Origin of the sequence: Xanthomonas sp. SHU 308 (assembly GCF_000364645.1) — a bacterium.
Taxonomy (GTDB): domain Bacteria; phylum Pseudomonadota; class Gammaproteobacteria; order Xanthomonadales; family Xanthomonadaceae; genus Xanthomonas_A; species Xanthomonas_A sontii.
This window is the reverse complement of record NZ_AQOK01000058.1, coordinates 1-22,890: the sequence shown is the minus strand read 5'-3', so window position 1 is coordinate 22,890 and position 22,890 is coordinate 1. Positions and strand designations below refer to the sequence as shown.

Annotated in this window: 17 protein-coding genes and 1 pseudogene; 11 read left to right on the top strand and 7 right to left on the bottom strand. The window is 66.3% G+C overall.

The window, feature by feature from the left end; all coding sequences use genetic code 11:
- A pseudogene (locus D588_RS26335) lies at positions 1–241 on the top strand (hypothetical protein); the annotation flags it as partial.
- 315 nt (positions 242–556) lie between these two features.
- Here the strand turns inward: D588_RS26335 and D588_RS0102760 are convergent.
- Positions 557–1,177: a histidine phosphatase family protein gene (locus D588_RS0102760; protein WP_017914879.1), complete on the bottom strand. Its 621-nt coding sequence runs from the start codon at positions 1,175–1,177 to the stop codon at positions 557–559.
- A 215-nt stretch (positions 1,178–1,392) separates the two neighbouring features.
- On the opposite strand from D588_RS0102760, the gene D588_RS0102755 reads away from it, so the two are divergent.
- A complete protein-coding gene (locus D588_RS0102755; RefSeq protein WP_017914878.1) occupies positions 1,393–3,417 on the top strand; it encodes a phospholipase C, phosphocholine-specific in 2,025 nt (674 codons plus the stop codon).
- A gap of 402 nt (positions 3,418–3,819) precedes the next feature.
- Here D588_RS0102755 and D588_RS0102750 read toward each other — a convergent pair whose 3' ends face one another.
- Complete coding sequence (locus D588_RS0102750) at positions 3,820–6,129, bottom strand: TonB-dependent receptor (RefSeq protein WP_026143299.1); 2,310 nt, start codon at positions 6,127–6,129, stop codon at positions 3,820–3,822.
- Positions 6,130–6,404: 275 nt separating this feature from the next.
- On the opposite strand from D588_RS0102750, the gene rimK reads away from it, so the two are divergent.
- The 4 genes from rimK to D588_RS0102735 all read left to right on the top strand — a co-directional run bounded on the left by rimK (position 6,405) and on the right by D588_RS0102735 (position 9,968).
- The gene (rimK, locus tag D588_RS0102745) at positions 6,405–7,298 is read left to right on the top strand and encodes a 30S ribosomal protein S6--L-glutamate ligase (RefSeq protein ID WP_026143298.1); all 894 of its coding nucleotides are present in this window, start codon (positions 6,405–6,407) and stop codon (positions 7,296–7,298) included.
- Positions 7,299–7,597: 299 nt separating this feature from the next.
- A complete protein-coding gene (locus D588_RS27525; protein ID WP_157836396.1) occupies positions 7,598–7,780 on the top strand; it encodes a hypothetical protein in 183 nt (60 codons plus the stop codon).
- A gap of 183 nt (positions 7,781–7,963) precedes the next feature.
- A complete protein-coding gene (locus tag D588_RS0102740) occupies positions 7,964–8,641 on the top strand; it encodes a response regulator transcription factor (protein ID WP_010340533.1) in 678 nt (225 codons plus the stop codon).
- Positions 8,634–9,968: a HAMP domain-containing sensor histidine kinase gene (locus D588_RS0102735; protein ID WP_026143297.1), complete on the top strand. Its 1,335-nt coding sequence runs from the start codon at positions 8,634–8,636 to the stop codon at positions 9,966–9,968. The genes D588_RS0102740 and D588_RS0102735 overlap by 8 nt, the downstream gene beginning before the upstream one ends.
- Before the next feature lie 107 nt (positions 9,969–10,075).
- Here D588_RS0102735 and coaE read toward each other — a convergent pair whose 3' ends face one another.
- From coaE to D588_RS0102720, 3 genes are read right to left on the bottom strand one after another with little or no spacing between them, the layout of a single operon-like run.
- Positions 10,076–10,705, bottom strand: a complete 630-nt coding sequence (gene coaE, locus D588_RS0102730; RefSeq protein WP_017914875.1) for a dephospho-CoA kinase — start codon at positions 10,703–10,705, stop codon at positions 10,076–10,078.
- 13 nt (positions 10,706–10,718) lie between these two features.
- On the bottom strand, positions 10,719–11,582 hold the full coding sequence (locus D588_RS0102725; RefSeq protein ID WP_010342233.1) for an A24 family peptidase: 864 nt from the start codon (positions 11,580–11,582) through the stop codon (positions 10,719–10,721).
- Between the two features lie 6 nt (positions 11,583–11,588).
- Positions 11,589–12,845, bottom strand: coding sequence for a type II secretion system F family protein (locus D588_RS0102720; RefSeq protein WP_017914873.1), 1,257 nt, complete (start codon positions 12,843–12,845; stop codon positions 11,589–11,591).
- 370 nt (positions 12,846–13,215) lie between these two features.
- Between D588_RS0102720 and D588_RS0102715 the strand changes: the two genes are divergently transcribed.
- Together D588_RS0102715 and pilB are read left to right on the top strand one after the other, a co-directional pair.
- A complete protein-coding gene (locus tag D588_RS0102715) occupies positions 13,216–13,653 on the top strand; it encodes a pilin (protein WP_017914872.1) in 438 nt (145 codons plus the stop codon).
- 171 nt (positions 13,654–13,824) lie between these two features.
- Complete coding sequence (pilB, locus tag D588_RS0102710; RefSeq protein WP_017914871.1) at positions 13,825–15,555, top strand: type IV-A pilus assembly ATPase PilB; 1,731 nt, start codon at positions 13,825–13,827, stop codon at positions 15,553–15,555.
- A 241-nt stretch (positions 15,556–15,796) separates the two neighbouring features.
- Here the strand turns inward: pilB and D588_RS0102705 are convergent, their stop codons facing one another.
- Together D588_RS0102705 and D588_RS0102700 are read right to left on the bottom strand one after the other, a co-directional pair.
- Positions 15,797–17,185 carry a sigma-54 dependent transcriptional regulator gene (locus tag D588_RS0102705; RefSeq protein ID WP_017914870.1) on the bottom strand — a complete coding sequence of 463 codons (1,389 nt, stop codon included), beginning with the start codon at positions 17,183–17,185 and terminating at the stop codon, positions 15,797–15,799.
- A gap of 82 nt (positions 17,186–17,267) precedes the next feature.
- Positions 17,268–18,887, bottom strand: coding sequence for an ATP-binding protein (locus tag D588_RS0102700; protein ID WP_017914869.1), 1,620 nt, complete (start codon positions 18,885–18,887; stop codon positions 17,268–17,270).
- Positions 18,888–19,278: 391 nt separating this feature from the next.
- Here D588_RS0102700 and sucC point away from each other — a divergent pair, with 391 nt between their 5' ends.
- The 3 genes from sucC to D588_RS23840 form a co-directional block, all read left to right on the top strand.
- Entirely contained in the window at positions 19,279–20,448 is a 1,170-nt protein-coding gene (gene sucC, locus D588_RS0102695; RefSeq protein WP_010342227.1) for an ADP-forming succinate--CoA ligase subunit beta, read from the top strand.
- Positions 20,449–20,470: 22 nt separating this feature from the next.
- On the top strand, positions 20,471–21,346 hold the full coding sequence (sucD, locus tag D588_RS0102690; RefSeq protein ID WP_010342226.1) for a succinate--CoA ligase subunit alpha: 876 nt from the start codon (positions 20,471–20,473) through the stop codon (positions 21,344–21,346).
- A gap of 378 nt (positions 21,347–21,724) precedes the next feature.
- On the top strand, positions 21,725–22,890 hold a 1,166-nt coding region (locus tag D588_RS23840; protein ID WP_017914868.1), incomplete at its 3' end, for a PQQ-binding-like beta-propeller repeat protein.

The window sequence follows — 22,890 nt, the reverse complement described above, 5'->3', positions numbered from 1 at the left end:
TAGCCTATATGCTTATTACGGGATCTCTGAAGTTTATGCTAGCGACATAAAGGAAAAGAATCTTATTGATAGCGCGGCTTACTTGCGCCTTGCTTATCTTCTGGGCGATGGAAAAGCATCGGCGGATATTGCTTTGCGTGGGTTGAGCGGAGTGGAAGGCGTAGCTGCCGACGAACGTGCTGCGTCGCTTTATAGAACTTTTGCGAAATATCGGCGGCCTTCTCCCAGGCCAATTGAATGATTTTTGCTAAAATCCGGATGGGATTTTCTCGTCCGGATTTAATTCTGTATCATGAGTTTTAGCATTTTCTTTTGGCTGCGCGTGCTCTGCTTTCCTGAGAGTGTGTTTTCATTCTCTTTATAAAAGCTTAGAGAGAGCGTATTATTGGTTCTATTCGTGCGAGCAGAGTGTCGATGCTGAGGCATTGGTGTGATGGCTTCTTTCCCCTTCGCTACCTACGGTAGGCGCTGCCTGCAGTTCTGCCACTTCTGCCCAATAATCATCCAGTAACGTCAACGTTTTGGGCGGCGTTGCTTTACTCTCCTCACAACAGTGCTAGGCGCAAAGCCCAAGCGTGTGATGGGTTTCGTTGAGGCGATGCAGGGTGAAGTTGCCTTCCTCGATCGCGATTTCATTCACGCAGCACGGCTCTTGCTTGATGCGCCAGTAGCGCGCCAGCGGCAGCCCGAGGCATTGCAGGAGGATGACTCGATTGATGCTGTCGTGGCTGACGAGGACCACGGTCTGGCCGCTGTGATGGTGAAGGATGTGCTGTAGAACCCGCATGGCGCGAACCAGGACATCCGCCAGCGTTTCGCCTCCTGGGATCACTGCGAGGTCGGGCATGGCGAACCAGGTCCGCGCCATCTCTGGCCAACCTGCACCTACCTCGTCGTGCGTCAGTCCCTGCCACTGGCCGTAATCGATGTCGGACAGGTCGTCCAGGGTCCTGGTCGGCACGCCGGTCGCTTGCGCGATTGCCGCACCGGTCCGCACGCACCGCGACAGCGGACTGGTGTAGATCGCGTGCGGTGTCCAGCTTTGCGCGACGCGCGTCGCCAAGGCTGCGGCCTGCAGTTCGCCAAGCTGCGATAGCGGCAACTCCGCACGCCCGCGGAACCGCTCGGGTGCAATCCAGTCGACATGCCCATGGCGGGCGAGGATCAGGGTGGTCATGGCCCCTTTCTCTCATTGTCTTGTCGAACCAGCGCTGAGCGGTCGCGAGCCAGCCGAGACAGCCGCCGGCGCACTGTCAAACCCGCTTCATCGACCAGCGCTAGGCTGGCCGATGCCTGAGCGTTCGCTCGTTGCCGGTGTTGCTTCTCGTGGTCGATCACAGCCGTCGTCGTTTTCTCACCCGCACGTCCATGGCCCTTGGGGCTGGCGCGACCATGCCGCTGTTGCCGGGCGTCATCCGCAGTGCGCTGGCGGTGCCGCCGGCGCGGGTCACCGGCACGCTGCAGGACGTGCAGCATGTGGTGATCCTGATGCAGGAGAACCGCTCCTTCGATCATTACTTCGGCTGTCTGCGCGGGGTGCGCGGCTATGGCGATCCGCGGCCGCTGCGGCTGCCCAGCGGCAAGCCGGTCTGGTACCAGCCCGAGCGCAAGGGCAGCGATCGTTACGTGCTGCCGTTCCGGCTCAACAGCCAGACCAGCAGCGCGCAGTGGATGAAGGATCTCAACCACGACTGGAAGGGCTCGCACGAGACCTGGAAGCACCACGATGCCTGGATCGCGCAGAAGAGCGCGATGAGCATGGGCCACTTCCAGCGCGAGGACCTGCCGTTCTACTACGCGCTGGCCGACGCCTTCACCCTTTGCGACGGCTACCACGCCTCGCTGTTCGGCCCGACCAATCCCAATCGCATGTACATGTTCACCGGCACCAGCGGCCTGAGCGTCGGCAACGACGGCGAGCAGGCGGTGAACAACCGCGACGACGGCAACTGGACCGCGGACATGGCGCGCGACAATCCGCGCTTTCCCGGCTATACCTGGAGCACCTACTCCGAGCGCCTGCAGCAGGCCGGCATCAGTTGGCAGGTCTATCAGGAGTTCGATAACTACGGCGACAACAGCCATCCGTACTTCGCTAACTTTCGCAAGCTGGACCGCGCGTCGCCGTTGTACCGCCGCGGCCGCGCCATCGTGCCTGGCTCCACCGCCGACAACGCCAAGGCCTCGCGCGGCGAACACCTGGTGGCCGCGTTCGAGCGCGACGTGCGCGCCGGCACGCTGCCGCAGGTGTCGTGGATCGTCGCGCCGTACCTGCTCAGCGAGCATCCCGAGGCCACCCCGGCCTATGGCGAATCCTTGAGCGCGCGGCTGCTGGAGGTGCTGGCCGCTTCGCCGGAGGTCTGGTCGAAGACGGTGTTCCTGATCAACTACGACGAGAACGACGGCTTCTTCGACCACGTGCCGCCGGCGTTGCCGGCGATCCGGCCGGAGCTGGGCGCCAGCAACGTGGACCTGCATGGCGAGGACTATCACGGCGTGCCGGTCGGGCTGGGGCCGCGGGTGCCGATGCTGGTGGTGTCGCCGTGGAGCCGCGGCGGCTGGGTGAACTCGCAGGTGTTCGACCACACCTCGGTGCTGCGCTTCCTGGAGCAGCGTTTCGGCGTGATGGAGCCGAACATCAATCCCTGGCGCCGCGCGGTTGCCGGCGATCTGACCTCCACGCTGGACTTCGTCGGCCACGATCCGGCGCCTGTGGCCTTGCCGGACACCCGCGATTACATCGCCCGCATCGATGCCACCGCGACGCTGCCGCCGCCACAGCGCCCTGCCCAGCAGGCGCTGCCGGTGCAGGAGCCAGGGCAGCGCCCGGCGCGCGCGCTGCCCTACGATTTCGATGTGCGGCTGCAGGTGCAGGCGGACGCGCGCGTGTTGCGCATGCGCAACCGCGGCGCGGCCGGCGTTGCGCTCAATGCCTATGCCGACGAGGGTGTGGCCGGGCCCTGGTTCTACACGCTGGCCGCCGGCAGCGAGCTGCAGGATGCGCGCCCCTGGCGCGGCGCTGCCGCCGATGCCGGCTACGCGCTTCGCGTGCATGGCCCCAACGGGTTCCTGCGCGAGTTCCATGGCGACGGGATCTGCGATGCCGGTCTGCAGGCCGAGGCCGACTACGATGCTGCCGCGCAATGCTTGCTGCTGACGCTGGTCAATGCCGGTGAGCAGCCCTGCGCGTTGCGCGTGCGCGACGGATATCGCGGCGATGGTAGCGAGCAGGCGATCACGCTGGCTGCCGGTGATCGCACCGTCCTGCGTCTGCCGCTGCAGGCGCAGCACCACTGGTATGACCTGACCATCGACAGCGCGACTCTGCCGCAGTGGCGGCGGCGCCTGGCTGGGCACATCGAGACCGGCCGGCCGAGCATGAGCGATCCGGCGATCGGCCGCGCGGTCGACGCGTAGTGGCTGCACTGGCGCTCCGATGCGTGGCCAGGTTTCTGGCTGAGCACGGATGTTGCTGGAGCAGGACCTATAGGTAATGTGGCCGCTGCAGGAGTCGCTGTGATCCGGGTTCGCCAAGCGAGGCCGTCGGCGCCTTGACCTTGCTGCAGTCGGGACTGAAGTCCCTCCCACAAGGATGGGGACGGCCTTCGACGTCGCTGCCAGCAGGTGCGCATGACGCCCGGCGATGCGCCGGCGGTGGCGGCAGATTCAGTCGCGATCCTTTCGAGCGCATGCGATTCTGAAACGACGGCCAATGCTGCATGGCCATCCCCGCGCCTGTATGTTCGCCCAAAACGCAAACGCCGCCGCTGCAAGAGCAGCGGCGGCGCGTGATGCCTTCCCTGGCAGTGTCGCGTCGGCTCAGAACTTGCCGCTGAAGGTGACGAAGAACTGGCGCGGCGCACCGGCCATCAGCGTCTGGTTGTAGCCGTTGGGGTCGGAGACGACGTAGCCGTTGGTGCCGACGGTGGCGAAATAGCGCTTGTCGAACAGGTTGGTGACGTTCGCGCTCAGGCCCAGGTTCTGGAACATGCCGACCTGGCCGAAGTCGTAGCCGGCGCTGAGGTCGAAGCGCCAGTAGCTTGGCACCGACGAGTCGTTGAGGTAGCTGATGTAGCGGCGGCCGGTGTACTTGCCGTCCAGCGAGGCGTGCCAGCCGGCGTTTTCGTAGGCCAGGCTGCTGGAGAACATCCACTCGGGGATGCCGACCACGCGCTTGCCGGAGGTCGCCACCACGCCGCCGTTGAGGTAGTCGTCCTGGTAGGTCGAGTCGTCATAGGACAGCGAGTTCAGCCAGCGCAGCTGTTCGATCGGACGCCAGATCACCGCCAGGTCGGCACCCTGGCTACGCACCGAACCGACGTTGTTGAGCGTGGCCGAGCAGGTCTGGATCGCGCTGCACGGCGAGGTCACCAGCAGGCGGTCGTCGAAGGTGGTGTGGTACAGCGCCAGCGACGCTTCCACGCCGGCGCCGCGCACGCGGTAACCCAGTTCGTAGGTCTGCGCGGTCTCCGGCTCCAGCGAGCCCTTGATCGCATTGAACGCGGCCTGCGATTCCTGGAACGGGGTGAAGCCGAAGCCGGCCATGTTCTTGTTGTAGGAGGCGTAGACCTCCTGGTGATCGTCGATCTTGTAGTTGATGCCGACCTGCGGCAGCAGGTCCGAATCGGCCTTGATCTCGCCGGCGGCATTGGACGCGGACGGCACCTGCGACTGCGCGGTGGTGTCGACGATCAGCTTCTTGGCGCCGAAGTTCAGGGTCAGGCGCTCGTCCATCAGGCGCAGCGTGTCCTGCGCGTAGACCATGGTCGTGTCGGTATCGTAGTGCTGGGCGAAGCCGCGCGCGAACAGGGTGCCGTTCTTGTTGAAGTAGTACAGATCGGTGAACGGGCCGTCGAGCAGGAAGTAGTTGCGCTCCTGCACGGTCTTGGCGTTCTGGTACCAGCCGCCGATCTCGATCTCGTTGCCTGCCACGGTGAAGTTCAGCGAGCCGGTGACGCCATGGCGGTTGAGGCGGTAGTCGGTGGTGCGCATCGACAGCGGCACGCTGGGCGAGGACGCGACGTACGGCGTGGTCCACTGGCCTTCGCCGTTGTTGTCGTGGTAGTAGCCGGTCAGGTTCAGCGTGGCGCTGCCGCCGAGGTTGAACGTGCCGCTGAGCGCGGCCAGGTTGTCGCGGCGCAGGCCGGCGCCGGAGTAGTAGGACGCGTCGGCCTTGTCGTAGTCGGCCGGCAGGCCGTTGAGGCTGGCCGGGTAGCTGCCCTTGCCGTTGAGCGCGTTGGCGATCTGCACCGCGCTGTTCCAGTCCGGCATCAGGTAGTCCCAATCCCAGCCGAGGACCCGCTGCGAGGTCAGCGACAGGTCCATGATGTCGTATTCCTTGCGGTGCGAGCTGTCCAGGTACAGGCTGACCCGGTTGCCGTCGCCCCACTGGTACAGCGCCTTGGCGTTGGCCTGGTTGTACTCGTTGTTGCCGTAGCCCTTCCACTTGTCCATTTCGCCATGCACCAGCGAGGTGTACAGCGAGAAGCCGTGGATGTCGCCGGTGTCGCCGCGCAGGTAAGTGCGGCGGGTGCTGTCGGAGCCGAGGGTCTGGCTGAAGCGGAAGCCGGCGTCGGCATCCGGATCGGCCGAGTAGTAGCGCACGGTGCCGCCGAGGTTGCTGCTCGACGGCGTGCCCAGGCCGCCGGCGCCCTGCGCCAGCTCCACCGAGGCCACGTTCTCGGAAATGATCGCGCGGGTCACCTGCAGGCCATCGGTGACGCCGTAGCTCATGTTGCCCAGCGGCACGCCGTCCAGGGTGAAGCCGAGGCGGCTCTGGTCGAACCCGTGCAGGCTGATCGCGGTGGACCATTCGTAGGCGCCGAACGGGTCGGCCGACTGGAACTGCACGCCGGGCAGCTTGTCCAGGACCTTCAGCGCGCTGGTGCCGGGGGCGGCGATTCCGATGTCCTCACGGGTGATGCGCTGCACCTGGCGGGTGGTGCCGCTGGACACGACGGTGATCGCGTCGAGCATGGTGGCATCGTTGCCGCTCGCGCTGGCCGCCGCATCGGCGGTTGCGGTGGCGGCGGCCGGCGCGGTCTCGGCCAGCGCGGCGAAGGCCGGCAGGGCGGACACGATGGCGAGCACCAGCGCGTGCGGGCGCAAGGATCTGGAAGTGGGGGTCATCGAAAGTCACCAATCAAGAGGGGGAGACGTTCCGGTCCTGCCGCGCGGGGCGCGGGCAGCCGGCACCGGGCCGGTACGCGGCCCGCCCGCCACGATGCAACGGTTTTGTGAACGTTTCGGGGCGGTCCGATGTCGGCTGTGGGACAGCACGCGGAACGTGGGTGATGGCGATCACCGCCGATCCCGGCCTTGCCGCGCGGGCGGCGGCGACGCGCGGCATCGCGGCGCCGGTGGCGCGACGTATGATGCCGGGCCAGCCACCGCCGCCGCCTTCGATGAAGCTCGCCATCCTGTCCCGCAATACCAAGCTGTACTCGACCCGGCGCCTGGTCGAGGCCGGCCGCGAACGCGGGCACACGGTGCGCGTGCTCGACCCGCTGCGCTGCTACATGCGCATCGCCGCCGGCGCTTTCACCATGCATTACAAGGGCAAGCCGATCACCGGCTACGACGCGGTGATCCCGCGCATCGGCAATTCGGTGACCCGCTACGGCACCGCGGTGCTGCGGCAACTGGAGATGATGGGCGTCTGCACGCCCAACCCGTCCGACGCGATCCTGCGCGCCCGCGACAAGCTGCGCGCGCACCAACTGCTGGCGGCCAAGGGCATCGACATGCCGATGACCGTGTTTGGCGACAACCCGGACGACACCGGCGATCTGCTGTCCATGCTCGGCCCGCCGCCGCATGTGGTGAAGTTGAACGAGGGCACCCAGGGCACCGGGGTGATCCTGACCGAGAAGGCCAGCGCCTCGCGCGGCGTGGTCGAGGCGCTGCGCGGGCTGTATGCCAATTTCCTGGTGCAGGAGTTCATCGGCGAGGCCGAGGGCGCCGACCTGCGCTGCTTCGTGGTCGGCAACCAGGTGGTGGCGGCGATGCGCCGCACCGCGCCGGAGGGCGACTTCCGCTCCAACCTGCATCTGGGCGGCACCGCCGAGAAGACCGCGGCCAGCCGTGGCGAGCAGGAGGTCGCGGTACGCTCGGCCAAGGCGTTGGGCCTGGGCGTGGCCGGCGTCGATCTGATTCGCTCCAAGCGCGGGCCACTGGTGCTGGAGGTCAACTCCACCCCGGGCCTAGAAGGCATCGAGACGGTCTGCGGACTGGATATCGCCGGCAAGGTCATCGAGCACCTCGAAGCTTGTCTGAAACGAAAGAAATCAGGGGCTTAGTCGCATTACTGGCCGTTCGTTCTGGCTTAACACCGGTTTAATTCCGCCCTGCGTAAGCTTCCCCGGACCGCAGCTCTGCCCTCCTCAGCAGGAACGGTAATCGGGATAGAAAAACTTTCGGCCCAGGCAGCTCCCGCTGCCTGGGTCTTTTTCTTGGGCGATTTGTTGGCGATCGCAGACCCCGGCCGGTGCCGGGGTCGCGCTTGCGGGCATGTTTGCGCGGCGGCTACATTGCGACGCAATGGGGAACTGCGGAATGCAGGAGCCCGGATCGGTCACGGCGCCAAGGTGAGGCGCCCATGAACGTGAAGAAAGTGTTCGCACGGCAACTCAGTACAATTCGGCAGCGAGCTGACTCGGGTGAACGTGTTCAAGAAGGAGGCGAGCCTGGCTTGGCGCAGGCGTTGCCGAAGAACGAATGGCAGGCCGCGCCGTTTGCGAGCGCCGTAGCTCGCGAGCGGATCGGCTGGAGCGAGAACTGATAGCGGCGACGCGCTGTCCAAGGCAGTGAATCGTCAGGTGGATCGCGAGGGCGAAAGTTCGCCTGGGCATCCATCGGAACGCATTGCAAATATCATGGCGGCGTGCCGCCGTGGACGACGAGGAGGCGCGGCATCCGCGGCGCACTCTACTGATACGTAGTACGACTGACGGGGTACATGTTGGTGCGAATTCTAGTGATCGAAGACAACAGCGACATCGCTGCCAATCTCGGCGACTACCTCGAGGATCGCGGTCATACCGTCGATTTCGCCGCCGATGGCGTCACCGGTCTGCACCTGGCGGTGGTGCACGAGTTCGATGCGATCGTGCTCGATCTCAATCTGCCCGGCATGGACGGCATCGAGGTCTGCCGCAAGCTGCGCAACGAAGCGCGCAAGCAGACGCCGGTACTGATGCTCACGGCGCGCGATTCGCTGGACAACAAGCTCGCCGGCTTCGATTCCGGCGCCGACGACTACCTGATCAAGCCGTTCGCGCTGCAGGAAGTGGAAGTGCGGCTCAACGCGCTGTCGCGCCGCGGCAAGGGCGTGCACACCCGGGTGCTGGAGACCGGCGATCTGGAATACAACCTGGACACGCTGGAAGTGCGTCGCCAGGGCAAGCTGCTGCAGCTCAATCCCACCGCGCTGAAGATCCTGCAGGCGCTGATGGAAGCCGCGCCGGCGGTGGTGACCCGGCAGGAACTGGAAACCCGCGTCTGGGGCGAGGAACTGCCCGATTCCGATTCCCTGCGCGTGCATATCCATGGCCTGCGCGCGGTGGTGGACAAGCCATTCGACGTGCCGATGATCCAGACCCGCCACGGCATCGGCTACCGCATCGCCGCACCCGATGCCTGAAGCGCCTGCGTTGCCGCGTGTGGTGCGGCGGCGCGGACGCTACCGCCGCCGCCTCCGCAGCCGCATCATCCTCTCGTTCGTGCTGTTAGGCTTCGGCCTGACCGCACTGTTCGCGTTCGCCACCAACTGGGCGCGGGCACGCGTGGAGAACCAACTGGTCGAGGTGGTGCTGAACCGCAACATCGACGAATACTCGCACCGGTTCTTCTCCGATCCGTCGAAGAACCCGGATCTGCCGGTGCAGCAGATGGTCGGCCGGGTGGTCAAGAGCGACCGCTTCGAGGCACTGCGGCGCGAGCAGCCGGAGTGGTACAACTTCTCCGACGGCATCCACAACGTGTCCGGTCGCGACGAAACCGGCAAGCCGTTCTCCTACAAGGTGGCGGTGCGCAAGACCCCGAACGTCTGGTTCTTCCTCGCCTATGACATGACCCAGACCATGCAGGGCGAGGTGCAGCTCAAGCGAACCCTGATCCTGTCGGTGCTGGTGTTCAGCGCGTTGTCGCTGGTGATCGGCTGGTGGTCGGCGTCGCGGGTGATGCGGCCGGTGTCGGACCTGGCCGCACGCCTGCGCGCCTATCGCGGCAGCAGCGACCCCAAGCCGCTGGCGCCGCACTTCCCCGACGACGAGGTCGGCCAGCTGGCCGAGGCGCTGGACGACTATTCGGCGCGCCTGACCGAAGTCGTGCAGCGCGACCGCGAGTTCAATGCCGACGTCAGCCATGAACTGCGCACGCCGCTGGCGGTGATCCGCGGCGCCACCGAGCTGCTGCTGACCCGGCCCAATCTCGACGAGAAAGTGCTGCAGCGCCTGCAGCGCATCCAGCGCGCCGAACAGCAGTGCAGCGACTTGATCGGGTCGCTGCTGCTGCTGTCGCGCAACGAGCGCGGGCAGGGACACAGCAACGTCGCCAAGGTGGCCGAGCAGTTGATCGAGTCGCATCGCGCGCAACTGGGCGGCAAGCCGCTGCACTTGCTGCTGGAAGGCGAGCGCAACCTCACCATCGATGCACCGGAAGCGGCGCTGTCGGTGGCGCTGGGCAATCTGATCGGCAATGCGGTCAAGTACACCCAGGAAGGGCAGGTGGTGGTGCGCGTGCTGAGCGACGCGGTGCAGGTGATCGATTCCGGCCCGGGTCTGAGCGAGGAGGACGCGGCCAAGCTGTTCCAGCGCGGCTACCGCGGCACCCACGCGGGCCATTCGCAGGGCGGCGGCATCGGTCTGTCCATCGTCAGCCGCCTCTGCGATCTCTATGGCTGGCAGGTCAACGTGCGTCCGGGCGCCACCAAGGGCGTGGTGGCGACACTGTGGTTCAAGCCGGCCTGAGGCTGGCGACGAGGCTTCGTCCATCGCGTAGGAGCGGCTTCAGCCGCGACCGGGCATTCCCGGTGAAGATGATCGCGGCTGATCCCAGTGGGAACAAGGGCGACTACCTACAAAGACGCTGACGCCTTGGCCGCAGCCAGCGCACGGTACTGCTCGTCCAGCTTCTCCACCGCTTCCTGCAGTGCCGTTGCGGCGCCGTCGTTGACCACCACGTCGTCGGCAATGGCCAGGCGCTCGGCGCGGGTGGCCTGGGCCGCCAGCATGCGCTGCGCCAGGTCGGCGGTGATGCCGTCGCGTTGCATCAGGCGGGCGTGTTGCAGCGCCTCGGGGGCGTCGATCACCAGGATCCGGTCGAGCCAGGGATAGCGCGCGCGCGCACCGACCTCGGTCAACAACGGGATGGCGGCGATCGCGTAGGGTCCGGCGGCCGCGCGGCACTGTTCCTGCAGCAACCGGCGAATAGCCGGGTGGGTGATCGCTTCCAGGTCGCGGCGTGCCGTTGCGTCCTCGAAGATCCGCTGGCGCAGGGCTGCGCGATCGAGTTGCCCATCGTCCTGCAGGATCTGCGGCCCGAACCGCGCCACGATCTGTGCCAGGGCGGGGTGGCCGGGCGCGACCACCGCACGCGCGGCGAGGTCGGCATCGGCGACGACGATGCCCTTGGCCTCGAAGCGGCGGCTCAGTTCGCTCTTGCCGGAGGCCACGCCTCCGGTCAGGCCGACGACGAAATCAGTCAAGCCTTGGGCTCCGTCAGCGCAGTCCCGACCAGCGCATGTAGGTCTCCACGATCTCCGTGCCCCAGAAGAAGGTGATCCAGCCGGCGATCGCCAGATAGGGGCCGAACGGGATCGGCGTGGCGCGGTCGCGGCCCTTGGCCGCCAGCCACAGCGAACCCAGGATCGCACCGACCAGGGAGGAGATCAGGATGGTCGGCAGGATGCCCTTCAGGCCGCACCAGGCGCCGATCGCGGCCAGCAGCTTGAAATCGCCATGGCCCATGCCCTCCTTGCCGGTGATCTGCTTGAACAGCCACCACACCGACCACAGCGAGAAGTAGCCGACCGCGGCGCCGAGCAGGGCGGGTTTGGCCGGCATGTACAGGTTGTCCATGCTGCCGATCAGGCCGAGCCACATCAGCGGCAGGGTCAACTGGTCCGGCAGCAGGCGCGTGCGCAGGTCGATGCCGGATAATGCCACCAGGAAACAGCTGAACACGATCGCGCCGAAGCCCTGCCAGCCGAAACCGAAGCGCCACACGCTGGCGACCACCAGCAGGCTGGTGAGCAGTTCCACCAGCGGGTACTGCGGCGAGATCGGCGCATGGCAGTAGCGGCACTTGCCGCGCAGCGCCAGCCAGCTGAACAGCGGGATGTTTTCGAACCAGGCCAGCTTGTGCTTGCAGTGCGGGCAGTGCGACGGCTCCACCACGATGCCGGGCGGCGGCGGATCGTAGATGTCCGGCAGCTCCAGGATCTCGCGCGAATCGCGCTTCCACTGCCATTCCATGCGCTTGGGCATGCGCAGGATGACCACGTTGAGGAAGCTGCCCACCAGCAAGCCGAGCCCGGCCGCGGCCGGGAAGCCGAGGCCGGGGTGTTGATCGAGAAATGCCATGCGTTATTAGACCACGGAGGCCAGCTTGAAGATCGGCAGGTACATGCCGATGACGATGCCGCCGACAATGGTGCCGATGAACACCATGATCATGGGCTCCATCAGGCTACTCAGGGCGTCGACCGCGTTGTTGACCTCCTGCTCGAAGTACTCAGCCACCTTGAACAACATCGCGTCCAGTGCGCCGGCTTCTTCGCCAATCGCGGTCATCTGAATGACCATGTGAGGAAACAGATTGGTCTGCTTCATCGCCATATTCACCGGATAGCCAACTGCAACGTCGTCGCGCATGCGTAACACCGCTTTTTCGTAGACGCTGCTGCCGGTCGCGCCGGCGACGATATCCAGAGCCTCAACCAGAGGCACGCCAGCGCGGAACGTCACCGCCAGCGTGCGCGCGAAGCGCGCCACCGAGCTGTTGTGCATGATCTGGCCAATGACTGGTACCTTCAGGATCAGGCGGTCCATGCCATGCTGCATCGCTGGTGAGCGCTTGTAGGCGAAGGTAAAGCCGCCGACGGCGCCGAGTACGATCAAAAGCAGAAGCCACCAAGACGCGACCATGAAACGCGAGGCGGCCACGATCATCTGAGTAAAGGCCGGCAGTTCCGCGCCGAAGCCCTTGAACACGTCCTCGAACTGCGGCACCACCCAGACCAGCAGGATCGAGCTGACGATCAGGGCGACAGCCATGACCATGGCGGGGTAGAACAAAGCTTTCTTGATCTTGCCTTTCAGTGCTTCGATGTTTTCCTTATAGGTCGCTACCGTTTCGAGCACGGTTTCCAGTACGCCGGCGCCTTCGCCGGCCTTGACGAGGTTGCGGTAAAGTTCGTCGAACTGCACCGGATGTCGACTGATCGCCTCGTAGAGCGAGGAGCCGCCCTCGATGTCGGTGCGGATCTGGTCGACCATCTTCTTCATGCGCGGGTTCTTGTGCCCGCTGGCGATGATCTCCAGCGATCCCACGATGGGCACGCCGGACTTCATCATCGTTGCCATCTGGCGGCTGAAGAAGGCGATATCCTTGGGGCTGACCTTCTTTCCAGTCGCGCCGAACAATGGCTTGGGCTTGGGTTTGACCACCGACGGGGTAATGCCCTGTCGGCGCAGTTCTGCACGCAACAGGTTGGCGTTCTTGGCGATCTGCTCGCCCTTCATCTTGATGCCGCGCTTGTCCGTGCCCTCCCAGACGAAGGGCATCTGTTGACTGGTGCTGCGTGCGACCGGCTCTTTCTTGACTGCGCTGCGCGTTGCGGACATTGCGGTGGTCTCCCCGTCCAGCCATCCCCGGGCGGACATGATTGGCATGGTATCGGTTTCCTGGGCGTCTGACACCCGTGCAGAACTCCTTGGCGCAGCACCCGACCTGTGCATGTGACGCTGGGGGTCAATTTTTGTCGTAAATGGGCAGATGGCTCAGCCTGTCGCAAATCACCAATTTGCTTGTCTCCTGTTCGCAGCGCTGCGGCATGATGGGCACAGGGGGGAGCATCAGGCAGGCGCAGGAAGTTGGCACGCTATCTGCTTCGCTCACCCCGCACGTGGCGCTTTGCCGCGGCGCTCGGGGAGTCGCATCCGCGGGCGAGTGTCCACCACCTTCAATCCGTCTACACCATCTCTAGGGGCTATTATGAAGAAGCAACAGGGCTTTACCCTGATCGAACTGATGATCGTGGTCGCGATCATCGCCATCCTCGCCGCTATCGCCATTCCGCAGTATCAGAACTATCTGGCGCGTGCACAGTTCTCCGAAGCCATGACGCTGACCGACGGCCTCAAGACCCAGGTGGCCGAGTATTACGCCAGTCAGGGTGACTGCCCTGCCAATGCCCAGAATGGTTTTGAGGCGGCGACTGCCTATACCGGCAAGTACACCGCTCAGGTTGCTCTCGGCGGCACGAAGCCGGCTTGCACCATCACCGCGACGTTCAAGGCCACTGGCCTCAATGCCAACCTCGCAAACAAGACCGTAAAGCTCACCGCTACCGACAATGGCGGTTCGCTGAGCTGGGATTGCCAGACCACCGCGCTCAAGAAGTACGTGCCCAGCGCCTGCACGGGCGCTTGATCCATCACCATGCTACGGCCTTCTCTCTGAAGCCGTTGCACTGTGCAGACAAGCCCGCCTGATGGCGGGCTTGTCATTTGTGGATCAGTCGAAGACGCTACTGCAGATGCGGGGATACAGTCTCTTACTCCCTAAGATGAGCCACCTTGCGTGAAATGAGGCTTTCCAGCTATGAATGCTCTTGCAGCCAACCTTGTCGGCATCACCGGCATCGCCCGCCGCCTTGTGCAGGACGGTGCGCTGGACGAGGCTGCGGCGCGAACCGCCATGGCGCAGGCGGCCGAGGCCAAGGTGCCGCTGCCGCAGTGGTTCTCCGAGAAGAAGCTGGTCACCGCCGCGCAGCTGGCTGCCGCCAATGCGGTGGAGTTCGGCATGCCGTTGATGGATGTCTCGGTCTTCGACGCCAGCCAGAACGCGATGAAGCTGGTCAGCGAGGAGCTGCTGCAGAAGTACCAGGTGCTGCCGTTGTTCAAGCGCGGCACGCGCCTGTTCGTCGGCATCAGCAATCCGACCCAGACCCGGGCGCTGGACGACATCAAGTTCCACACCAACCTGACGGTGGAGCCGATCCTGGTCGACGAGGACCAGATCCGCCGCACCCTGGAGCAGTGGCAGGCCAGTAACGATTCCCTCGGCAGCGCCTTGGGCGACGACGAGGGCATGGACAACCTCGATGTCGGCGGCGGCGACGAGGACATGGGCGGCAGTGGCGACACCGGCATCGACGCCAAGGGCGAAGACACGCCGGTCGTGAAGTTCGTGAACAAGGTGCTGGTCGATGCGATCCGCCGCGGCGCCTCCGACATCCACTTCGAGCCCTACGAGGACGACTACCGGGTGCGCCTGCGCATCGACGGCCTGCTCAAGAGCGTGGCCAAGGCGCCGGTCAAGCTCAACCAGCGCATCGCCGCGCGCCTGAAGGTGATGGCGCAGCTGGACATCGCTGAGAAGCGGGTCCCGCAGGACGGCCGCATCAAGCTCAACCTGTCCAAGAACAAGCAGATCGACTTCCGCGTCAGCACCCTGCCGACGCTGTTCGGCGAGAAGATCGTGCTGCGTATCCTCGACGGCAGCGCGGCCAAGCTGGGCATCGACAAGCTCGGCTACGAGCCCGAGCAGCAGAAGCTGTTCCTGGATGCGATCCACAAGCCGTACGGCATGGTCCTGGTTACCGGCCCCACCGGCTCGGGCAAGACGGTGTCGCTGTACACCGCGCTGGGCATCCTCAACGACGACACCCGCAACATCTCCACCGCCGAGGACCCGGTCGAAATCCGCCTGCCCGGCGTCAACCAGGTGCAGCAGAACAACAAGCGCGGCATGACCTTCGCGGCGGCGCTGCGCTCGTTCCTGCGCCAGGATCCGGACATCATCATGGTTGGCGAAATCCGCGACCTGGAGACCGCCGAGATCGCGATCAAGGCCGCGCAGACCGGCCACATGGTGCTGTCCACCCTGCACACCAACGACGCGCCGCAGACCATCGCGCGCCTGATGAACATGGGCATCGCGCCCTACAACATCACCAGTTCGGTGACCCTGGTCATCGCCCAGCGCCTGGCGCGGCGCCTTTGCAACAACTGCAAGCGCCCGGTCCAGTTGCCGGAAAAGGCCTTGCTGGCCGAAGGCTTCACCGAGGCGGAGATCGCCGCCGGCGTCCAACTGTACGAGGCGGTCGGCTGCGACGAGTGCACCGAGGGCTACAAAGGCCGCACCGGCATCTACCAGGTGATGCCGATGAACGACGAGATCGCGGCGATCGTGCTGCAGGGCGGCAACGCCATGGACATCGCCAGCGCCGCGCAGAAGATCGGGGTCAAGGACCTGCGCCAGTCGGCCCTGCTCAAGGCCCGCAACGGCATCACCAGCCTGGCCGAGATCAATCGGGTGACGAAGGATTGAGGAGCTGGGAATAGGGAATTGGGAGTGGGGAATCGGAAAAGCGGGGTTTCCCATCCCTGGTGGCCTGCTGGTATTCCAAGTCTTATTCCCAGGCCTCTTGTAGCGCAGGGCGCACGATGCCGGCTGCGCCCAATCGCATTATTACCCGCCTGGTCGGATCACTCCCTCGGGCGAAGGGCAGGGGTAGCCGGAAGAGCGGCTTTTCCCATTCCCCACTCCCGATTCCCCATTCCCGGCTTCACTACTCCATCCCCAGCTTCTTCAGCTTGTAGCGCAACGCGCGAAAGGTGATACCCAACTGCGCGGCGGTGCGGGTCTTGTTCCAGCGGTTCTCTTCCAGCGCCTTCTGGATCGCGGCGCGTTCGAGTTGCTCGATGTAGGACGGCAGGGCGGAGGAGCTGGGGTCGATGTCGACCACGCCGCGCGGCAGGGCCGGGGCGGCTTCGGCGGCGCTGCGGGCGTGGTTGCCGGGTTGCGGCAGGCGCAGGTCGGTGGCGCTGATCTGGTCGTCCTCGGCCATTGCCAGGGCGCGCTCGAGGATGTTTTCCAGTTCGCGCACGTTGCCGGGGAAGGCGTAGCTGCTCAGGGCGTCCAGGGCGGAGGGCGACAGCAGCGGGGTGGGGCGGCCGTGGCTCTTGGCCAGCCGCGCCAGGATCGCCGCGGCCAGTTGCGGCAGGTCGCCGCCGCGCTCGCGCAGCGGCGGCACGCGCAGTTCGATCACGTTGATGCGGTAGTACAGGTCGTGGCGGAAGCGGCCCTCGGCGACCAGGTCGGCCAGGTCCTTGTGGGTGGCCGAGAGGATGCGCACGTCCACCGGCACCTCGGTGGCGGCGCCGACCGGGCGCACCGATTTTTCCTGGATCGCCCGCAGTAGCTTGACCTGCATCGGCAGCGGCAGTTCGGCAACCTCGTCGAGGAACAGGGTGCCGCCGTGCGCAGCCTGGAACAGGCCGGCCTGGTCGGCATGGGCGCCGGTGAAGCTGCCCTTCTTGTGGCCGAAGAACTCGCTTTCCATTAGTTCGGCCGGGATCGCGCCGCAGTTCACCGGAACGAAGGGGCCGGCGGAGCGGGCGCCCTGTTCGTGGATGGTGCGCGCGACCAGTTCCTTGCCCACGCCGGATTCGCCGAGGATGTAGACCGGCGCCTGGTTGCGCGCGACCTTGGCGATGGTGCTGCGCAGGGCGTCCATCGCCGCCGAGGCGCCGAGCAGGCGGCTGGCCTGTTCCGGGGCCGGCTGTGGCGGCGCGGCGCGGCTCTCGCTGTTGAGTTCCAGTGCATGCTTGACCAGGCCGCGCAGCACCTGGATGTCCACCGGCTTGCTGACGAAGTCGAAGGCGCCGGCCTTCAGCGCCTCCACCGCCAGGTCCATGCTGCCGAAGGCGGTGATCATCGCCACCGGCGTGCGCGGGTAGTGTTTGGCGATCTCGCTGACCAGTTCGATGCCGTTGCCGTCGGGCAGGCGCATGTCGGTGATGCACAGATCGTAGGGATTGCTCGCCAGCAGTTCGCGCGCTTCGGCGAGGTTGGCGGCGGTGCTGATGCGCAGCCCCATCCGGCCCAGGGTCAGGACCAGCAACTCGCGGATGTCGCGCTCGTCGTCGACGACCAGGGCGCTTCGGGTTTCGTTCATGTGCGGGGAAGATAGCGTAGGAACCGGGGCATGCGCCAATTTACCGGCGCCGGTCGCGCGCTGGCGGAGCGATTCTCACCTGTCAGCCGCTGAGCATGGCGTGCGGGCCGGGCAGGGCGACGCGGAAGCAGGCGCCGCCGGCCGGCACCGGCACGTACTCCAGGCGCGCCTGGTTGGCCCGGCACAGCTCGCGGGCGATGTACAGGCCCAGCCCGGTGCCGTGCTCGGAGGTGGTGAAGAACGGCCGGAACAGCTGCGCCGCCACCGCCTCGGGAATGCCGGGGCCGCGGTCCATCACGTCGACGATGGCGTTGCGCTCCTGCAGCGCCACGCGCAGGCGCACCCGCGCCGGCTCCTCCATCACCCGCCCGTACTTGAGCGCGTTGTGCACCAGGGCGCTGAGGATCTGGTGCAGGTGTTTGGGATCGACCAGCGCGTGCACCGGCTGCGGGGCGAGGATCGCTTCGAGGCTGTCGGTCTCGATCGACAGGGTCTGCCGGTATTCCAGGACGAAGCGGCGCACGAACGCGCCCAGGTCCAGGTTCTCCGGATTGGAACGTTCGCGCCGGGCCAGGCCGAGCACGCTCTCGACGATGCCGTTGGTGCGCTGGCACTGCTGGTGGATGATCTGCAGCAGGCGGCGGTCGGCATCGCCGATCGCCGGCGATTCCTCCAGCAGCTGCGAGGCGTAGTTGATCGCGGCCAGCGGGTTGCGGATCTCGTGGGCCAGGCTGGCCGAGAAGCGGCCCAGCGCCGACAGCGTCAGCGATTCGGCGCGCCGCGAGACCACCGTGGCGTCGTCGAGGAACACCAGGGTCAGGTCGCCTTCGGCCAGCAGCCGGGCGAAGCGCGGCTGCACCTCCGGCTGGTCCGGCGACAGCTGCAGCGGGCTTTCGTCCTGGTTCCAGCCGTTGCGCCAGCGCTGCAGGCGTCGGGCCAGTTCCGGCGCGGCGCTGGCCAGATCCAGCCTGCCACTGCCACTGCCGCTGTTGCCGTCGGTATCGCCGAGCAGGGCCGACGCGGCCTCGTTGGCCAGCGTCACCCGGTTCTGCGCGTCCACCACCAGCACCCCGGTGCGCATGCGGCGGATGATCAGTTCGTTGATTTCGTAGAGATTGGCCACCTCGGCGCCGCGGCGGTCGGCCAGACGCTGGTTGGCGCGTGCGCGCTGGCCGAGGCCGTTGCAGATGTAGGCCACCGCCAGATAGCTGGTGGCGAACATCGCCAGTTCGGCCAGGCTGCGGGTATTGTCGGCGCCGTCCAGCACGCTCCAGACGTATTCGGCCAGCGTCGCCGCCGAGGCGGTCAGGGCGATGGCGATGCCGCCGCGCAGGCGCAGCAGCATTGCCGCGGCGGCGACGTTGAACAGCAGCATCATCGCGATACCGGCGCTGGCCGCGGGCAGGGCATGCGCGGCCAGGGTCGCGGCGACGATGTCGGCCAAGGCGCTGAAACCGACAATGGGCGCCAGGTGCGCCTCGTTGCGCCCCCACATCAGCAACGCCAGCGCCACCGCCAGGTAGGCGGTGGACAAGGTGGCGGCCAGTTGCGGGTAGCGCGGTTCGCCCACCAGCACGCTGAGCGGGCTGAACACCAGGGCGGCGATCAGCCCGGCCACCAGCACCCGGTACAGCGCGAAGAAGTACAGCTCGCGGCGCGGAATAGACTCGATGCGATCGATGAGCGAGGCGCTGGTGGGCAAGCCGGACTCCGGGCGGACAGCGGACGGCGCGAGTATAGGGGCGGCGCCGTCTACGCGGATGGCGACCGGGGCGGTGGCGATCTGCCTGGGTCGTCACCGCCCTCGGCGGGGAAACCGCGATTGTCATCGCCGGCGGCCCGGCGCCGGATTGGGGCAAGGGCCAAGGACGACGTCGCGGGGTGAGGGCAGCAAGGCGTGGGCGCCCGAGTGCCCGCTCCACCCGGTGGCGCCACCGCGGACCCCGCCGGAGGCCTCGGCCGGGCCAGGCCGCCGGCGCTTTTGCGCCGCCGCCCTCGGTCGGCGACAATAGGCGTCCCGTCCGTACCGCTCCCGGCCGCCACTCAGGGCCCGGATCGCTGCGGGACGGCCGTTCCTTTTCCCACGGTGACGCATGAATTTCCACGAATATCAGGCAAAACAACTGCTTGCCGAGTACGGCATCCCGGTCCCGGCCGGCAAGGTCGCGGCGACTCCGGAAGAAGCGGTTGAAGCCGCCAAGTCGCTTGGCGCTGGCCCTTGGATGGTCAAGGCGCAGATCCACGCAGGTGGCCGCGGCAAGGCCGGCGGCGTCAAGTTCTGCAAGACCACCGACGATGTGAAGGCCGTTGCCGAGAAGCTGCTCGGCACCAAGATGGCCACCTACCAGACCGCCGGCGTCGAGCTGCCGATCAACCTGGTGCTGGTGACCACCGCCGGCGAGATCGTCAAGGAGTTGTACCTGTCGGTGCTGGTCGACCGCGGCACCCGCACCATCAGCTACATCGCATCGAGCGAAGGCGGCATGGAGATCGAACAGGTCGCCGCCGAGACCCCGGACAAGATCCACACCCTCAACGTCGACTTCGTCGAGGGCGTGCAGGGTTACCACGGCCGCGACATCGGCTTCAAGATGGGCCTGACCGCCAAGCAGGCCGGCCAGTTCGCCAGCATCATGGTCAACCTGTACCGCATCTTCAACGAGAAGGATCTGGCGCTGGTGGAGATCAATCCGCTGGCCATCCTCGACGACGGCAACCTCTACGCGCTGGACGGCAAGTTCAACAGCGACGACAACGCCAACTTCCGCCACAAGGAACTGGTCGCCATGCGCGACAAGTCCCAGGAAGACGAGACCGAAGTGACCGCTTCGGAGCTGGACATCAACTACGTCACCATGGACGGCAACATCGGCTGCATGGTCAACGGTGCCGGTCTGGCCATGGCCACGATGGACGTGATCAAGCTCAACGGCGGCGAGCCGGCGAACTTCCTGGACGTGGGCGGCGGCGCCAACAAGCAGCGCGTGATCGAGGCGTTCAAGCTGATCCTGTCCTCGGACAAGGTCGAAGGCATCTTCGTCAACATCTTCGGCGGCATCGTTCGCTGCGACATGATCGCCGAGGGCATCATCGCGGCGGTCAAGGAAGTGGGCGTCAAGGTGCCGGTCGTGGTGCGCCTGGAAGGCACCAACGTGGAAGAAGGCAAGCAGCTGCTGCGCGACAGCGGCATGGCCATCATCCCGGCCGACAACATCAACGACGGCGCCAAGAAGGTCGTTGAAGCTGTCAAGAACGCTGCCTGATCCACGACACCAAGGAACTCCAATGTCTGTTTTGATCAACAAGAACACCAAGGTGATCGTGCAGGGCTTCACCGGCCAGCAGGGCACCTTCCACGCCACTCAGATGATCGAGTACGGCACCCAGGTCGTCGGCGGCGTCACGCCGGGCAAGGGCGGCACCACCCACATCGACCTGCCGGTGTTCAACACCGTGGCCGATGCCGTGCAGAGCACGGGCGCCGACGCTTCGGTGATCTACGTGCCGCCGCCGTTCGCGGCCGACGCGATCCTGGAAGCGGCCGCGGCCGGCATCAAGGTCATCGTCTGCATCACCGAAGGCATCCCGGTGCTGGACATGCTGCGCGTCAAGAACGTGCTGACCCGCTCGCATCCGGACACCGTGCTGATCGGGCCGAACTGCCCCGGCGTGATCACCCCGGGCGAGTGCAAGATCGGCATCATGCCGGGCCACATCCACAAGCCGGGCAAGATCGGCATCGTCTCGCGTTCGGGCACGCTGACCTATGAAGCGGTCAAGCAGACCACCGAAGTCGGCCTGGGCCAGTCCACCTGCATCGGCATTGGCGGCGACCCGATCAACGGCCTGAACTTCGTCGACTGCCTCAAGCTGTTCAACGAGGATCCGCAGACCGAAGGCATCATCATGGTCGGCGAAATCGGCGGCGACGCCGAGGAAGCCGGTGCCGAGTACATCGCCAAGCACGTCAAGAAGCCGGTGGTCGGCTTCATTGCCGGTGCTTCGGCCCCGGCCGGCAAGCGCATGGGCCACGCCGGTGCGATCGCCTCGGGCGGCAAGGGCACGGCCGAGGGCAAGTTCGCGGCGATGGAAGCCGCAGGCGTCAAGACCGTCCGCTCGCCGGGCGACCTGGGTGCGGCAATCGCCTCGCTGGTGAAGTAAGCCGTCAGCGCTGCGGCAGCGACCCGCCTTCGGGTTGTCGCTGTCGCCGCCGCTGTCCGGAAAGGCCTCGCGCAAGCGGGGCCTTTTTCGTTCCGGTTGGCCGGTGTACGGCATCGTTGCGGCGTGCCCGGCGCGACGGGCCGGGTGCGGACGGCCACGCGATGCAGCCGACCAGCCCCTGCGCAATCAAGCGTTTGCGCCATCCCCAGGGGCGCCACTCGTCCCTGTCGACCCGCCATTGGTCCCCAGGCCTGGGGTTGCCGTCCCTGCTGCGCTGACAGGGCCCGGCACGACTTCGACACTGCCGCCACTTTCTTCGGCAGCGACAGGAGCGGATGCGTGATCAGGAGATGGCGGGCAGCGGTATGCGGGGCGGGCATGGCGATGGGTATCGGTGGCCTCTGCGCGGCGGCGCCAGGCGACTGGGCCAGTTATGCCGGCGCGCCCGGCGGCGGGCAGTATTCGCCGCTGACCCAGATCACCCCGGACAACATCGGCCGGCTGCGCATCGCCTGGTCGTTCCGCACCGGCGAACTCGGCGCGGGCCTGCCCGATCCGGAGCGGCGCCGCTTCGAGGCCAATCCGCTGGTGCTGGGTGGGCGCATGTATCTCACCACCGGGACCGGCATCGCCTTCGCCCTGGATGCGACCAGCGGCCGCGAACTGTGGTCGTTCGATGCCAAGGTGCCGCGCAACAAGCACTACAGCGACCCGGCCTCGCGCGGGGTGAGCTTCTGGCGCGACACCCAGGCGACGGCCGGCGCGTGCCGCGAGCGCATCGTGTACGGCACCCTGGATGCGCGGCTGATCGCGCTGGATGCCGCCGACGGCAAGCCCTGCGCCGGGTTCGGCAAGGACGGCACGATCGACCTGCATGCCGGCATCGATGTGCACGACAACGCCAGCGATGCCTGGGCCAACTATGCGGTGACCTCGCCACCGGTGGTGGCCGGCGACGTGCTGGTGGTCGGCAGCTCGATCGGCGACAACCGCGGGCATGCGCTGGAGCAGGGCGTGGTGCGTGGCTACGACGCGCGCAGCGGCCGCGAACTGTGGCGCTGGGATCCGGTGCCGCGCGATCCGGCCAAAGCGGCTGCGGCCGGCTGGCAGCCGGAGCAGGCGGCCACGGTCGGCGGCGGCAATGCCTGGGCGCCGCTGTCGGTGGATGCGGCGCTGGGCCTGGTCTACGTACCGACCGGCTCGGCCAGCCCCGACTATTACGGCGGCGAGCGCCTGGGCGACAACCGTGACACCGACTCGCTGGTGGCGCTGGACCTGCGCAGCGGGCGCCGGGTGTGGGCGCAGCAGTTGGTGCATCACGATCTGTGGGACTACGACCTGGCCTCGCAGCCGGTGCTGACCACGGTGCAGACTGCGCAGGGACCGCGCGCGGCCGTCTTGCAGGCGACCAAGACCGGCTTCCTGTTCGCCTTCGACCGTCGCGACGGCACGCCGCTGTTCCCGATCAGCGAGGTGCCGGTGCCGGCTTCCGACGTGCCGGGCGAACGTGCCTCGCCGACCCAGCCGATGCCCGAACCGGGGCT

Excerpts from the sequence above, each read along its gene's own strand:
- D588_RS0102760 (WP_017914879.1), bottom strand. The coding sequence starts at position 1,177 with ATGACCACCCTGATCCTCGCCCGCCATGGGCATGTCGACTGGATTGCA.
- D588_RS0102755 (WP_017914878.1), top strand. The coding sequence starts at position 1,393 with ATGCCGCTGTTGCCGGGCGTCATCCGCAGTGCGCTGGCGGTGCCGCCG.
- D588_RS0102750 (WP_026143299.1), bottom strand. The coding sequence starts at position 6,129 with ATGACCCCCACTTCCAGATCCTTGCGCCCGCACGCGCTGGTGCTCGCC.
- rimK (WP_026143298.1), top strand. The coding sequence starts at position 6,405 with ATGAAGCTCGCCATCCTGTCCCGCAATACCAAGCTGTACTCGACCCGG.
- D588_RS27525 (WP_157836396.1), top strand. The coding sequence starts at position 7,598 with ATGAACGTGAAGAAAGTGTTCGCACGGCAACTCAGTACAATTCGGCAG.
- D588_RS0102735 (WP_026143297.1), top strand. The coding sequence starts at position 8,634 with ATGCCTGAAGCGCCTGCGTTGCCGCGTGTGGTGCGGCGGCGCGGACGC.
- D588_RS0102725 (WP_010342233.1), bottom strand. The coding sequence starts at position 11,582 with ATGGCATTTCTCGATCAACACCCCGGCCTCGGCTTCCCGGCCGCGGCC.
- D588_RS0102720 (WP_017914873.1), bottom strand. The coding sequence starts at position 12,845 with ATGTCCGCAACGCGCAGCGCAGTCAAGAAAGAGCCGGTCGCACGCAGC.
- D588_RS0102715 (WP_017914872.1), top strand. The coding sequence starts at position 13,216 with ATGAAGAAGCAACAGGGCTTTACCCTGATCGAACTGATGATCGTGGTC.
- pilB (WP_017914871.1), top strand. The coding sequence starts at position 13,825 with ATGAATGCTCTTGCAGCCAACCTTGTCGGCATCACCGGCATCGCCCGC.
- D588_RS0102705 (WP_017914870.1), bottom strand. The coding sequence starts at position 17,185 with ATGAACGAAACCCGAAGCGCCCTGGTCGTCGACGACGAGCGCGACATC.
- sucC (WP_010342227.1), top strand. The coding sequence starts at position 19,279 with ATGAATTTCCACGAATATCAGGCAAAACAACTGCTTGCCGAGTACGGC.
- sucD (WP_010342226.1), top strand. The coding sequence starts at position 20,471 with ATGTCTGTTTTGATCAACAAGAACACCAAGGTGATCGTGCAGGGCTTC.